The organism is Cohnella sp. (assembly GCF_041641335.1).
Classification (GTDB): Bacteria; Bacillota; Bacilli; order Paenibacillales; family Paenibacillaceae; genus Cohnella.
Window position 1 is genome coordinate 52,628 of the sequence record NZ_JBEPYQ010000032.1, and the last position, 13,862, is coordinate 66,489.

Sequence of the window (13,862 nt, forward strand, 5' to 3'; positions counted from 1 at the left end):
TTTAGTTCACATCCAGCTTATTGGTTACAATATAAAACTCCTCCGCACCCGGTTTCCAATTTTGTATGCTTTTATGGACACCGACGAGAATATTTGGATGAATGATATAGGAATGAGGAAGGGCCTCGTTGATCGTATCCACTGCTCTTCTAGTTAATGCGTACCGCTCGGACGTTTCATCAGTTGCGTTCAATTCCTCCACAACCTCGGCCAAGCCCTCGACTTCAATATTGGCTGAATTGTATGCGCCGCCCGGCATATACGCCGCATTCAAGAAAGAACCGCCATCCCCTCTGGGCGCTGTCAAATAGGTAGCCGTCGACAGATCCCAATCCGTTGATTCTTTAATATAGGTTTCCGGATACTCGACGGAAATGATGTCAATGGCAATCCCCGCCTTGGCCGCCTCGGACTGCACAACCAACGGAATGAGCGGCAGTTCAGGATTGATGCCGGAAAATGCAATCAATTTAAGCGATAATGGCTGTCCGTCTTTCGCCAACTTGCCATCATTGCCTTTCACATAACCGGCCTCAGCCAGCAAAGCCACAGCTCCCTCGACATCCAGTGATTGCGCGTCGCGCTCGCTGCCGAATGGAAGAAGCGGATTAAAGGGGCCTGCTGCCGGAAGCGCGTGTCCCAGCATAACTTCCTTCACAATCGCGTCACGGTCTATGAGCTTGTCCAAGGCTTGGCGAACTCTCGCGTCGTTCACTTGAGCGCTCATTGGATTATACGTAAAATAGTGAGTTCTCATGCTGGTTACCGATTCGACTGAAAGCTCCGCATCCTTGTCGATCACCTCCAGCGCTTCCGGCGCCAGGTGATACACAATATCGGCCTGTTTGGATTGAAAGGCCAATGTACGCACATTCGCATCCGAGTTGAACTGAATGACGACCTCGGACAACAACGCTGCACCGTCCCAATATTCGTCAAAACGGGATAGGTTAATCTCCTTGCCTGGAACGAAAGAGGTTACCTTGAAGGGGCCCGTGCCCACCGGAGCAAGATTAAATCTGTCCTTGCCCAATTCTTCTTCCGCAGCGACACTAATCAGGCTCGCCGTCGGATGCACAAGCTCGGTCGGAAATGCAGGATGCGGCTCAGTGGTTGTGAATGTCAGACGCTGTCCGTCCGCTTCAATGGAGGCAAGCTTAAGCGAAGCGGCCAAGGAGGCACTATCCGCGATCCCCCGTTCAAACGATAATTTCGCCGCTTGCGCGTCCAGCATCGAACCATCCTGAAAATGAATATTGTCCCGCAGTGTAAATACCCATGTCGTAGGTCCGGGTTGCTCCCATTCCGCTGCCAGCCATGGTTGCACCTGCATATTCTCGTCCAATCGAACAAGCGTTTCTGTAACGCCTGCGCGTAAGGCAATCCAGCCAATATGAGGATCCATAGTGTCGACTGGAAGACTATGAATTATCGTTACGCGCTTCGCCTGCTCCGAATCGTTCGCACTTGCAGGCGTCGTACTGCTGCTTGGGGAAGCCGACTGCTCTTTGCTTGACTGGGGATCGGGGGAAGCGCACGCTCCTAAAGCGAGCGCCATGACGACAAGCGCTACAATAAGATATCCCCATTTTTTGGACCTGACTACAATTTGCATCTGTTTATTTTCCTCCCAAATATGTTCATCCTTATAGAGCAAGCCGATTCTTCTTCAAGCGTAATTGCCATTACAGGAATGATTACGACTTGATTATATAGGGCGAGAATAATTCGAGATATAGCTCAATCGGGCTATGAACTGTCAATAAAGCAATTAAAATTCAACGATTCGATGACAATAATATTCATTCGGTACGATAATTAATCGTAATAATTACATTCAATTCAGGATTTATTCCCCTAGGAGGAGGAAACAAGCATGAAGGTTGAAAAAAATGGCGCCTTAATCCCCGTTACGGTGCTGACCGGTTTTCTGGGGGCGGGAAAGACGACGCTGCTTAACCATATTTTGCATGCAAATCATGGCGAGAAAATAGCCGTCAGGCCGACACCTTTCGCTACAATGGGATTTAGAATATTAAAGGGATGAGCTAGCGCTTTGTTTTCCAGGGCGTTCATATGCTGTTTGGAATTGCGGCCGACCGGGAATGAAATCGATCCGACTGCTTGCTCTGCTCCAGATTGGAAAACCGCGTTCCTTGAAGCGGCCGAATCCAATGCAAGCTGCGCTCTTCACCCGATTTTGAAACGTCCGGACGAGAAACGCGTATCGCCTATGATAAAAGAAAAGAAGAAGCGGCAACTTAATGTCGCTTCTTCCTCTTGAGGTTTAGCGGTGATGCGGTCAATCCTGTTCCATCATCCTGATAATCAGGCCGGCCGCCTCTGCCCGTGTTACGGGAGCACGGGGGTCAAAACGGTTCCCATTCTTCCCGTTGATAAGCCCGGCTCGCTGCACGGCCGCCACGGCATCCCTCGCCCACACCGGAATTTCATTCGCATCCACGAAAGCGAGCTTCGAATCCGGCGCTTCCGACAGATGCAGCGCACGCGCCGCGATCACCGCCATTTCCGTCCGGCTTATGAGCTCGCCCGGCCGGAACGTTCCGTCCGCGAACCCCCGGATCAGTCCTTGCGCCGTCGCTTCCGTAACGGACGAACGCGCCCACGTCGGAATGCTTGCCGCATCGGTGAACTCCGATTGCGGATTCTCGCTCGCGCCTTCGCTGCCGATCAGCTTAAGCGCACGGTTTAGCAGCGCCGCAAACTCTACGCGCGACACCTGTTGATTCGGACGGAAAGTACCGTCTTGATACCCCGTCACGATCCCTTTGGCAACCGCTGCCTTGATCTCCGCCTCCGCCCAATGTCCGGTTATATCGCTAAGAAGGATGCCGGGTTCTTCCGGTTGCGGTTGGGACGGCGGCGTCTGCTTGGCGACGGAAAGAACGGCGAATTCGGCAAATTTATCCGTCTGAGCCGTGAAGACCTCTCCCGCAAGACTGCCGATTACCTCCGTCCACTTGCCAGTCGACTCATCGTAAGCGAACAGAGCGGCTCTGCGGCCTTCCCCGATCTTCGTGGATTCGAGCCTGATGAGCAGAGTCATCGGCAGTTGGAGCGGTTGATCTTCGACATTCCTGCTCAGACGGAAAACCTGACTCAGCCATTGCGCTCCATCGGGCAGTTGCACCTCATCCGTCTCAAGCATCTCTAACGTTAGATAGAAGGGGAGATTCGCCGCCTTGGGCGGAACAGACACCTCAATCTGGTCACCCAGACTTATCGTGCAGCCTCCAGTTTCGCAATAGATCCTTTTACTTGTGGCAAGAGGTCCCGTGGCCGGGGCTGTCTCCGAACTCCGGGCGCTGTCCACGATGACGTTCACACTCGCTGTCATGTTGTCCGGATTGGCCGCTCCGGCCGAAGGTGTCAGCATTCCGGTGAATGTGTATTTGCCGGACTTCGTTCCGTTGTAGGCCGGATCTCCTCCATCCCATGCGATGGACGCCTCCTGCTTATCCCCGCTGCTCAGGGTCACTTCCACCGTAGTCGGCAGCTTGACGTTATCTAACCTCGTGCCGTACGTAACACGTATGTCCGATAATGGGTCAACCGAGATGACTGTTGGGTCTTCCACGACGACAGTAATACTCGCCGTTATACCATTCGGATTCGTCGAGCCGACGGGGGCCGTCAACGTACCCGTGAACGTGAAAGTGCCGGGTAGAGTACCGTTATACGCCGGAACGCCTCCGTTCCACGTTACCGTTGCTTGCTCGGTATCCCCGCTGCTCAGGGTCACGTCTACCGTTGGCGGCAGTCCGACGTCTTCCAGCTCTGTTCCGTACGGAACATGAATATCCGATAACGCGTCAACCGAGATGACTGTTGGGTCTTCTACGACGACAGTAATGCTTGCCGTTATACCATTCGGATTCGTCGAGCCAACGGGGGCCGTTAACGTACCTGTGAACATATATTTACCGGGCTGATTGCCGGTGTACACCGGAGTGCCTCCGTTCCACGTTACCGTTGCTTGCTCGGTATCCCCGCTGCTCAGGGTCACGTTCACTGTCGTCGGTAGTCCAACGTCTTCCAGCTCTGTTCCGTACGGAACATGAATGTCCGATAACGCGTCAACCGAGATGACTGTTGGGTCTTCTACGACGACAGTAATGCTCGCCGTTATACCATTCGGATTCGTCGAGCCAACGGAGGCCGTTAACGTACCCGAGAACGTGTAAGTGCCGGGTAGAGTGCCGTTGTACGCCGGAACGCCTCCGTTCCACGTTACCGTTGCTTGCTCGGTATCCCCGCTGCTCAGGGTTACGTCTACCGTTGGCGGCAGTCCGACGTCTCCTAGTTCTGTGCCGTACGGAACATGAATATCCGATAACGCATCAACCGAGGTGACTATTGGATCTTCCACGACGACATTAATGCTCGCTGTTAGACCCCCCGGGTTCGTCGAGCCTGCAGGAGTTGTCAACGTACCTGTGAACGAGTAAGTGCCGGGTTGATCGCCATTATAAGCTGGAACACTCCCGTTCCACGTTACCGTTGCTTGCTCGGTATCCCCGCTGCTCAGGGTCACGTCTACCGTTGGCGGCAGTCCAACGTCTTCCAGCTCTGTTCCGTACGGAACATGAATATCCGATAACGCGTCAACCGAGATGACTGTTGGGTCTTCTACGATGACATTGACGCTCGCCGTTATACCATTCGGATTCGTCGAGCCAACGGGGGCCGTTAACGTACCCGAGAACGTGTAAGTGCCGGGTAGAGTGCCGTTGTACGCCGGAACGCCTCCGTTCCACGTTACCGTTGCTTGCTCGGTATCCCCGCTGCTCAGGGTCACGTTCACTGTCGTCGGTAGTTCAACGTCTTCCAGCTCTGTTCCGTACGGAACATGAATGTCCGACAATGGGTCAACCGAGGTGATTATCGGGTCTTCTACGACGACAGTAATGCTCGCCGTTATACCATCCGGATTACTCGAACCTTCAGGAACCGTCAGCGTACCCGCAAAAACATACGTGCCGGGTTGGCTGCCATTATACGCCGGAGTGCCTCCGTTCCATGTTACTGCCGTCGTTTTCGTCTCCCCGTTGCTGAGCGTCACATTAACGGTCGCTGGCAAAGCGACCGTGCCTAACGGCGCGTCATACGCGACATGTATATCCGATATCGGGACAACCGACACGATTTTGAAATCCTTCCACTTCGCATACAACGTTGCGCTGCCAGTGCTCGTAATCGAACTGATCGGGGTAGTATTCGTAAAAAGAGTTCCGGTAGAGGTATACCAGCCGTCGAACTCATATCCCGAAGGAGCCGGAATTGCCAGGCTCTTCCCGGCTGCCTGCATCGTCGAGGCCAACACGTGCAGAGAAGACGGCGGCATGCCGGGCGCGCCGTTCAAGTCGAACGTCAAATCGTAGGCATTGCCGTTGACCGCGACCCCTGATACGTTACTGCTGATCGTACCGGTATTGTGGACCGTTCCCGCTCCTGTAAGCGTACCTCCGCCTTCAATCGTCCCTGCATTCTCAAAAGTAACCCCGGACGGAATAATCAAACGATGTCCGCTCGGAAGCACGATTGTGCCGCCGCTATTGTTCAATGAACCGAAAGGTCTTCCTCCAATAGCTGAATACCCGAGAGTATTGCCCGTTGACACCGTAACCGTTCCCCCCGTGATCGTCACCTCTGCGCCAGCCGCAGTATAGGAACCCTCGGAATAACCGGCTCCGATGCCGGCGCCGCCGTTGTTGCCGGTCGCGCTTACGTTCCCACCGTTGATGATCACCGTTCCTCCGCTCCCATACGCTCCACCGCCGATTCCTGCCGCGCCGTTGTTACCGATCGCATTGACAGTTCCGCCGTTGATGATCACCGTTCCGTTAGACCCTAGTAAACCGCCGCCTCCGATTCCTGCTCCTCCCGGGCTTCCGACCGCAGTTATCGTTCCGCTATTGATAATGATCGTACCGGCTGTTTTATTATTATCCGCCCCGATGCCGGCGCCAAAGCCGTTCGGACTGCCGGTCGTGTTCAATACCCCGCCTCCGACCCCGTCTTCAATTGTCAAAGAAGAATTTCCATAGACCCCTACCCCGGGAGCTCCTTGCGAGGGGGGCGCTGTGATGGACAGCTTATAGCCGTGCAAATCCAGCGTCAGGCTTACCCCCTCCGGCAAGTACAGCGTACCCGACGTCTGCGTAATATCGGCGCTTATTATAATCGTGTCGCCGCTCGGTGCGGTTTGGAACGCATCCGCCAGTTCGCTCCACGTCGCTACCGTCCGGTCGGCCGCATAGGATGGCTGAAAGCCGATGGCGGACGCTCCTCCGAACAGGAGCATTAGGCCAAGACTCCTGAGAAACACGGTTTTTCTGAACAAAGAAGCTGCCATCCGTCGCCAATCTCGATTCATCATCTTTTTCTTCCTTTCTCTTGCAAAAAATGTAGAATAACAATATAGGTTTATCAGCATCCTGCCGAATCTATCAACTTGTTTGTCGTAACGTCTGTTATTATACAAAGTGGATATCTCGGAAAAAACTCCCCCCCTGTATAGATTGCCTCAACACATCACAAACGCCAAACAGCCCCTCGAGTCGAATGCCTCGAGGGGCTGTTACCTACGATGCCGCGAACGGCAGCCGGACGGCGGACTACAAATCCATTAGCGTTCCTTTCCAGATTGCCTCGGCCCTGCTGTCAACCTCCAGCTTGCTGTATATATTTTTGATATGCGACTTCACTGTTCCGATGCCAATGCCAAGCCTGTTTGCAATTTCCTTGTTCGTGCGTCGGCTCACGATGAGCCGCAGCACCTCTCGTTCCTTCCTCGTCAGGCTCGATGCCGGATCGGCCAGGCCGTCGGCCGCCAAGTTCCAGCCGAAGTCAAGCAGCAGCTCCCGCACGTAACCGGGCGAGGGCCAGTTTCCCTCCTCCTGACGCTCCCAGGATTCGGCCAGCAGCAGCGGCAGCAGTTCGGCCAACGGCTGACCGGCGTCGAGCAAAGTACGCCTGTAGCCGCGCAGTTCCGAAGCGTGCAGAACCGGGCGCAACAGCCGCAGCGCCTCGTCCGTACGACCCGTCCGGCGAAGCAGGATCAGCTTAAACACCGACAGTTCGATCTCGATCTGGAACCGGTCCGTCCGGATCGCCTGCTCAAGCAGCTTCTCCGTCAAGCTCATCGCCTCGTCATGCATTCCCTTCGCTGCGGCAATGCGGGCCAGACATTGGTATCCGTACAACTGCCGATCGCCTATTGCGTCCCCGACGAACAGCGAATACTGCCCGCGCCAGGCCAGCGCCGGTTCCTCAAGTCCTTCCTCCAGCGCCATCAAAGCCAGCTCCGCGTCGCAATAGACCAGCGAATCCGCCAGGCCAAGCTCCGCAAGCTCCCGCTTCGTCTCACGCATCGTTTCCATCGCCCGTACACGTTCGCCGCGAAGCTTTTGAACGCGGAACAGCGTCAAGCGGGCAGGCAACAGCACAGCCGCACGGTCGATATGTGCCGCCTCCCCCGGCTCAAGCGCTCTTTCCGCATACTTTTCCGCTTCGTCCGGCATGTTGAACTCATATTGCAGCTCCGCCAGGAAAGCCAGGGGCACCGCGGCCAAGCCCGCTTTATCCAAAGACTCAACGAGGCTTCGAAGAAAAAATACAAGCTGCTTGCTGTCGCTTAAATCGGAGTTCGACCGGATATGCTCGCGGGAAATCGACGGCAACCCGGCGAATTTCGGCTTTGCCGGAATCAGTCTGGCGCCTGCGGGGCTGTATTGCTTGAACAGGCGCAGGTTCAGATCCACCTGCTCGAGATCATGAAGAACGCTCGCGGCGCAGCACATTTTCAGAAAATGATAGCTGCCCCAAAACTCGCTCCGCTCCTCGTCCGTCCAAGCGGCCTGATTGTCCTCGTATCGGCTTTCCGCATAGCGCAGCATCTTCTCCGCCCTATCGTAGTCGGCTTCGCCGACCAACACCGAATGCACATGCGAGAAATAAAGAAAAGGATACCTGCTGAGAACATCTCCCGGAATCCGCGAGAACGGCTCGCTCCTCCAATTCGTACCGACACCCGGCTTCCTTACGGGCATCCGGATCAACAGCTCTGTCGCTCTCTTGTAATGCCCGCCGCTCAAGTAATAATCCAGAGCATCCTCCTGAAGCTCTTCGTTCTCGCACCACACCCCCGCCCGCGCCAGAAGCCGCGGCATCCGATCCGGCCCGGTACGCCTCAGAAGGCGGCGAAGAAATTCCGCGAACAGATGGTGGAAGCGAAACCAGCCTGTTCGGTCCTCCAATGGAACGACGAACAGCTGCGCCCGCTCCAACTGTCCCAGCAACTCCCGGCTCCTTTCGCTACCGGTGACGGCCTCGCACAGAGACGGAGAGAACGTCTTCAACACCGAGCATTCCGTCAGAAACCGGCGAGCCTCCTCGCTTTGCTGCTGCCATACTTCCTCCAGCAAATACTGATCGATAAGCCGGGATGCGCTCGCGAAGCTCCTCAGCTGCTGCTCGGACGGCGCCGCTCCGCGCAGCGACAGAGCTGCCAGCTTCATACCCGCGATCCAGCCTTCGGCTCGGCTTACCCATTCGCCAGCCTCGTCTCTGGACAGATCCAGCTCCATGCAATCCGCATAGAAGGCGATTCCTTCCTGCAGGTTAAAACGCAAATCGTCCGCCCCCAAACGCGCCGCAGCGGCAGGGAGCTTCTCTTCGGCCAAGGGCAAATCGGGATCGGTGCGGCCCGCCGCAATCATTCGAACGTTCGAGGGCAAGTTTCCGATAAAATAGCAAATAGAAGACAGCAGCGTTTCATCGGCGATCACGTGAAAATTGTCCAGTACGAGCACCAGCTCTTCCCGCAATTCCCGCAGCTTGTCCGTCAGCGCCGTCAAAGCCATCTTCAAGCGGCCCGGCCCCATGCGTCCTTCGACCGCAGTGTCTGCGAACCCCGGATGAATCCGATCGATCGCCCGGATCGCATCATGCCAGAATCGCGCCGGATCGTTGTCGCCCGGATCGAGGGAAAACCACGCCGGGTTGGTTCCGCTGCATTCCGCCCATTGCTGCAGCAGAGTGGTCTTGCCGAAGCCGGCCGGCGCGAACAGGAGCAGCGTCTGCTCCTTCAGGCATTCGTGAATACGTTCGATCAACCGCTGCCGATTCAACGTGCGGGACGCCGCGGCGGGTATCGTCAGTTTGGCGGCCGGAATCGGCGGCCGGCTCATCGGACGTTCGTCCCTCTCTTCAGTGAAGTCCATCGCTCGCCCTCTCTCGTTCGAAGCTTTGAAGCTATGACGACTTTATTCCTCCAATTGCTCACCGATTCGGATCGCCTCGCTCCTGCTGCCGATCCCGAGCTTGACATAGATTTGATGAAGATGCGTCCGCACCGTGCCGTAGCCGATCCCGAGCTCGGCGGCCATTTCATTGTTGCTTTTGCGTCTGGCCATCAGCCGAAGGATCTGCAGCTCTTTACGCGTCAAAATCAGCATGAGGTCCGCGACCGGCCTCTCCTCCGCCGCTCTGTGCCCGAAGCCCGCCAGCAGGCTGCGCATATAGCCTAAAGCGGGGTATGCGTCTGCTGTCGACCGATCCCACGAGCGGATCGACAACGCCAGCAGCTCCGCCATCGGTTCGCGGCCGTCGAGGAAGAGGCGGACGTACGATCTTGGCTCGGAGACGAGCAGCGCCTTCCGAAGCAAGGATAGCGCTTCTTCCTCCCGCCCCGTCTCTCGCAGCAGCAGCAGCTTGGTCACGGCAATCTCGAGCGAGAGATAGAGCAGATTCGCCTCGTCCGCCACCTCCGTCAGTCGCTCGATCAACCGGAACGCCTGCGCCTGCCGTCCGAGCCCCGCATAAATACGGGCCAGGTAATGATATTCGTACAGTTGCCTGACCGCAAACGGTTGGTCGCCATGCAGGCGGTACCGGTTAAGCCAGATTTCCGCCGGCTCGCGATCGCCTTCCTCCAGCGCCATCAGCGCCAGCTCCGCATCGCAGTGAAGCAGCCCTGCAACCACCTCAAGCCGGGCCAGTTCCTTGCGCGTCTCTCTCAGAATCTCCTCCGCTTCACGGTGCCGCCCTTTGGCCCGCTGTACGCCGCTCAGCACGAGCCGGGCGGCCAGCAGAATCTCCGGGACGGCGTTGGGGTCGCTGCGCACGGCCGTATCCAGAGCGCTCTCGGCTGTTCTCCACGCCTCGTCCAGCTCGTTGTAGCCGTACAGCGCCTCCGCCAGACACGTCCGCATCGAGCAGCCCACCTCGCCCAACGTCTGAGACATATACTTTAGAATGGCCAGGTTCGTCGCCTTCTCGACGAATTTGTCGGGCCGGATATATTTTCGGACGATCGAAGGCAGACCGGCGATTCCGGACTGAGCGAAGATGAGTCGGATACCGCTCGGCCAATACTGTGCGGACAGCTGCATAAATCGCATCGCCTCGTCCATTACCCCCAGTTCGATGGAGGTATGGATCATTTTGAAGTAATAAAGGGCTCCCCAAAAGTCGCTCTTGTCCTCCTCCGTCCATTCCCTCTCGCACTCCTCATACTGCCGCTCCGCATTCGCCATCATCCGCTCCGCCTGCTCATAGCGAGCGTCTACCATGTGCATATGCACGCAGGAAAAATAGAGAATCGGCCGCTTCATCAGGAGACGCTCTGGAATGCGCAGCAGCAGCGAGCCCAGCCAGACCGGGCTGACGCGCAGACGCTTCGCCGTCATCGCTTCCAGCAGTTGGATTCCCCGTTCGTAAAGCCCGCAGGCCACATAATACTCCAGTGCCTCCCGTTCACGCCCCTCTCGCTCGCCCCACAGAGCCGCCAGCTCCAGCAACTGTGGAATGCGTTCTGGCTCGGCGCTCTTCAGTCGCCGTCTCAAAAATTCGGCAAACAGCCGATGAAGCCGATATTCGTCCCGCCGCTCGTCCAACGAAAACGTGAACAACTGCTTGCGGCTCAATTCTTCCAATCGTTCCTGGCTCCTTTCGTCTTCGGCAACGGCTTGGCATAAAGAGGCGTTCAACCGTTCCAGCACGGAGCAGTCCGTAAGGAAACGGCGCATCGGCTCGCTCAGCGGAATGTACGCTTCCGTCAGCAGATACTGCTCCAGCCGCGGCGACATGTCCGAAAATGCCATTCGTCCGTCTTCCTCCGCGGACAGTGCCAACCCCATTCCCGCAATCCAGCCTTCCGTCAGATTGACCCGTTCGCCGACCTCCTCCTCCGACAGTCCCAAGCGCAAGGCGTCGTTGTAAAACTCGCCGCCTTCCTGCCGCGTGAAACGCAGGTCCGAGGTACTCAGGATTGTCATCCGCTGACCGCTGACCAGCCGCGATGTCGGAAAAGCGGGCTCGCCGCGGCCGGCAGCCACGACATGAACGGTAGTCGGCAAATATTCGATCAAATAGGCGAAAGAAGCGAGAAGCCGCTCATCGACAATATGGTGAAAATCGTCCAGCACCCCTATCAGCGGCCCGTCCAACCGTTCCAACTCTTGAGCGAACAGGCTCGCGACCGTATCTGAGCTTAGCCCCATAATGTTGCCGACTCGTTGCGCAAAACCCGGAACCGCTTCATTGACAGCTCGAATAACGGCCTGCCAGAATGACGCCGGCTCGTTGTCCTCGGGGCCGACCGTCAGCCACGCCAGCTTCGTCCGGACGCGCCTAGCCCAGTCCGCAAGCAGCACCGTCTTGCCATAGCCCGCAGGCGCGCACAAATACGTGATAGCCCCCGACGCTCCCTGCTCGATCCGCTCGATCAGCCGTCGGCGCGTAACCATTCCTTTCGGCAACTCCGGAATGCGCAGCTTGTCGGTCAACATCGTAACACTTCCACCTTTCTCTATCGTAATGCGCCTTTTCTTCGTCTGTTGTACATCAGTAGTGTATCAAAATCTGTTATGGCCGCATACAAAAAAACTCCTAAGTTGCACAAAGTGCATCTCAAGAGTTGATTACGTAAAGTGGTACCGGTGAGAGGACTCGAACCTCCACGGGGGTTGCCCATTCGATTTTGAGTCGAACGCGTCTGCCATTCCGCCACACCGGCATATTCAGTTATCTAACTGGCGCGCCCTAAGAGATTCGAACTCCTGACCTTTTGATTCGTAGTCAAACGCTCTATCCAGCTGAGCTAAGGGCGCAAGCTTTGAGGTTTTTGGAGGCGCCACCCAGACTCGAACTGGGGGTAAAGCTTTTGCAGAGCTCTGCCTTACCACTTGGCTATGGCGCCAGATTCAAGATTGAGATGGAGCGGAAAACGGGATTCGAACCCGCGACCTTCTCGTTGGCAACGAGATGCTCTACCACTGAGCTATTTCCGCATATTGATGAGAAAATGGCTGGGGATCTAGGATTCGAACCTAGGAGTGACGGAGTCAAAGTCCGTTGCCTTACCGCTTGGCTAATCCCCAAAGTCATTTAGAAGATACAATGGGGCGATCGAGGGGAATTGAACCCCCGAATGTCGGATCCACAAACCGATGCGTTAACCACTTCGCCACGATCGCCATAGATTTTGAAACATTTAATTGGCAGGGGCAGCAGGAATTGAACCCACACTAACGGTTTTGGAGACCGCTGTTCTACCCTTAAACTATGCCCCTACGGAGTATAGAAATGCTGGTGGAGGATGATGGATTCGAACCACCGAACCCGAAGGAAGAGATTTACAGTCTCCCGCGTTTGGCCACTTCGCTAATCCTCCACGCTTAGGAGTGAAACTGGTGCCGACTAGAGGACTTGAACCCCCAACCTACTGATTACAAGTCAGTTGCTCTACCAATTGAGCTAAGTCGGCGTAATGTTGAACAATCTGGATGGTGGCTCGAGACGGAATCGAACCGCCGACACGAGGATTTTCAGTCCTCTGCTCTACCAGCTGAGCTATCGAGCCTTACATGCTCCCCAACCGTTCTAGGGAAAAAATGGCGGAGCCGACGGGATTCGAACCCGCGGTCTCCTGCGTGACAGGCAGGCATGTTAGGCCTCTACACCACGGCTCCGCGTGTACTCGGTAATGAGCCGAGATGATGTTGGTTGCGGGGGCAGGATTTGAACCTGCGGCCTTCGGGTTATGAGCCCGACGAGCTACCGGGCTGCTCCACCCCGCGTCGTTATTGAGCAAATTGCCTGCTTGAGCGACATTTCTTATCATACCTCATATCGCCTATGCAATGCAACCCTCAATTTATGGTAATTCTTTTAGATGAAAATGGTGACCCCTAGGGGATTCGAACCCCTGTTACCTCCGTGAAAGGGAGGTGTCTTAACCACTTGACCAAGGGGCCATGCTTACAAGGAAATTATGGCGGAGAGAGAGGGATTCGAACCCTCGAGACGCTTTAGACGCCTACACGATTTCCAATCGTGCTCCTTCGACCAACTCGGACACCTCTCCATATGGCTCCCCGAACAGGACTCGAACCTGTGACAACTCGATTAACAGTCGAGTGCTCTACCAACTGAGCTATCAGGGAATGTAAGCAGTGGGTGATGCTATGGATCCAGCCCTGGTCGTCGACTTCATCGACTGCTCGGGCATGCATCCAGCCTGGCGACGTCCTACTCTCCCAGGACCCTGCGGTCCAAGTACCATCGGCGCTGGAGGGCTTAACGGTCGTGTTCGGGATGGGTACGCGTGGAACCCCTCCGCCGTCATCACCAGACCAGATCATTTGTATGACAAGGCTTGCGCCTTGAAAACTGGATGCGAACCATGTGGAGCGAAGAAGAAGGTGAAGTGTCTTGCTTTATCGTGTCATTCGTTAGGATAAGCCCTCGACCGATTAGTACTCGTCAGCTCCACACATTGCTGCGCTTCCACCCCGAGCCTATCAACCTGGTGTTCTTCCAGGGGTCTTACGAATTGG

Annotated in this window: 4 protein-coding genes, 15 tRNA genes, 2 rRNA genes and 1 pseudogene; 1 reads left to right on the forward strand and 21 read right to left on the reverse strand. The window is 56.0% G+C overall.

The features are described from left to right. Position 1: 1 nt before the first annotated feature. Positions 2-1,615 carry a nickel ABC transporter substrate-binding protein gene (gene nikA, locus ACESLM_RS12775; RefSeq protein ID WP_372631954.1) on the reverse strand — a complete coding sequence of 538 codons (1,614 nt, stop codon included), beginning with the start codon at positions 1,613-1,615 and terminating at the stop codon, positions 2-4. A 261-nt stretch (positions 1,616-1,876) separates the two neighbouring features. Here nikA and ACESLM_RS12780 point away from each other — a divergent pair. After that, a pseudogene (locus tag ACESLM_RS12780) lies at positions 1,877-1,999 on the forward strand (GTP-binding protein); the annotation flags it as partial. A 303-nt stretch (positions 2,000-2,302) separates the two neighbouring features. On the opposite strand, the gene ACESLM_RS12785 reads toward ACESLM_RS12780, so the two are convergent. The 20 genes from ACESLM_RS12785 to ACESLM_RS12880 form a co-directional block, all read right to left on the reverse strand. Further along, the gene (locus ACESLM_RS12785) at positions 2,303-6,325 is read right to left on the reverse strand and encodes an Ig-like domain-containing protein (protein WP_372631955.1); all 4,023 of its coding nucleotides are present in this window, start codon (positions 6,323-6,325) and stop codon (positions 2,303-2,305) included. A gap of 313 nt (positions 6,326-6,638) precedes the next feature. Continuing rightward, a complete protein-coding gene (locus ACESLM_RS12790; RefSeq protein WP_372631956.1) occupies positions 6,639-9,245 on the reverse strand; it encodes a winged helix-turn-helix domain-containing protein in 2,607 nt (868 codons plus the stop codon). A gap of 42 nt (positions 9,246-9,287) precedes the next feature. Beyond that, on the reverse strand, positions 9,288-11,813 hold the full coding sequence (locus ACESLM_RS12795) for a winged helix-turn-helix domain-containing protein (RefSeq protein ID WP_372631957.1): 2,526 nt from the start codon (positions 11,811-11,813) through the stop codon (positions 9,288-9,290). Between the two features lie 142 nt (positions 11,814-11,955). Then, positions 11,956-12,040 (reverse strand) — tRNA-Leu (locus ACESLM_RS12800). 17 nt (positions 12,041-12,057) lie between these two features. After that, positions 12,058-12,134 (reverse strand) — tRNA-Arg (locus tag ACESLM_RS12805). A gap of 15 nt (positions 12,135-12,149) precedes the next feature. Further along, positions 12,150-12,223: transfer RNA gene (locus tag ACESLM_RS12810), tRNA-Cys, on the reverse strand. Positions 12,224-12,239: 16 nt separating this feature from the next. Further along, positions 12,240-12,314: transfer RNA gene (locus tag ACESLM_RS12815), tRNA-Gly, on the reverse strand. A gap of 15 nt (positions 12,315-12,329) precedes the next feature. Further along, positions 12,330-12,404: transfer RNA gene (locus ACESLM_RS12820), tRNA-Gln, on the reverse strand. A gap of 20 nt (positions 12,405-12,424) precedes the next feature. Beyond that, a tRNA-His gene (locus tag ACESLM_RS12825) sits at positions 12,425-12,500 on the reverse strand. Between the two features lie 22 nt (positions 12,501-12,522). Next, a tRNA-Trp gene (locus tag ACESLM_RS12830) sits at positions 12,523-12,596 on the reverse strand. A gap of 17 nt (positions 12,597-12,613) precedes the next feature. Next, a tRNA-Tyr gene (locus tag ACESLM_RS12835) sits at positions 12,614-12,697 on the reverse strand. A gap of 17 nt (positions 12,698-12,714) precedes the next feature. Next, a tRNA-Thr gene (locus tag ACESLM_RS12840) sits at positions 12,715-12,790 on the reverse strand. Positions 12,791-12,810: 20 nt separating this feature from the next. Further along, positions 12,811-12,886: transfer RNA gene (locus tag ACESLM_RS12845), tRNA-Phe, on the reverse strand. Positions 12,887-12,918: 32 nt separating this feature from the next. Further along, positions 12,919-12,995: transfer RNA gene (locus ACESLM_RS12850), tRNA-Asp, on the reverse strand. Between the two features lie 31 nt (positions 12,996-13,026). After that, a tRNA-Met gene (locus tag ACESLM_RS12855) sits at positions 13,027-13,103 on the reverse strand. Between the two features lie 102 nt (positions 13,104-13,205). Further along, positions 13,206-13,280: transfer RNA gene (locus ACESLM_RS12860), tRNA-Glu, on the reverse strand. Positions 13,281-13,298: 18 nt separating this feature from the next. Further along, a tRNA-Ser gene (locus ACESLM_RS12865) sits at positions 13,299-13,390 on the reverse strand. A gap of 3 nt (positions 13,391-13,393) precedes the next feature. Then, positions 13,394-13,469 (reverse strand) — tRNA-Asn (locus ACESLM_RS12870). 72 nt (positions 13,470-13,541) lie between these two features. Continuing rightward, a 5S ribosomal RNA gene (gene rrf / locus ACESLM_RS12875) occupies positions 13,542-13,658 on the reverse strand. A gap of 100 nt (positions 13,659-13,758) precedes the next feature. Continuing rightward, positions 13,759-13,862 (reverse strand): 23S ribosomal RNA (locus ACESLM_RS12880); the annotation flags it as partial.

Coding starts and splice junctions, on each gene's coding strand:
- ACESLM_RS12795 (WP_372631957.1), bottom strand. CDS start 11,813: ATGTTGACCGACAAGCTGCGCATTCCGGAGTTGCCGAAAGGAATGGTT.
- nikA (WP_372631954.1), bottom strand. CDS start 1,615: ATGCAAATTGTAGTCAGGTCCAAAAAATGGGGATATCTTATTGTAGCG.
- ACESLM_RS12785 (WP_372631955.1), bottom strand. CDS start 6,325: ATGCTCCTGTTCGGAGGAGCGTCCGCCATCGGCTTTCAGCCATCCTAT.
- ACESLM_RS12790 (WP_372631956.1), bottom strand. CDS start 9,245: ATGGACTTCACTGAAGAGAGGGACGAACGTCCGATGAGCCGGCCGCCG.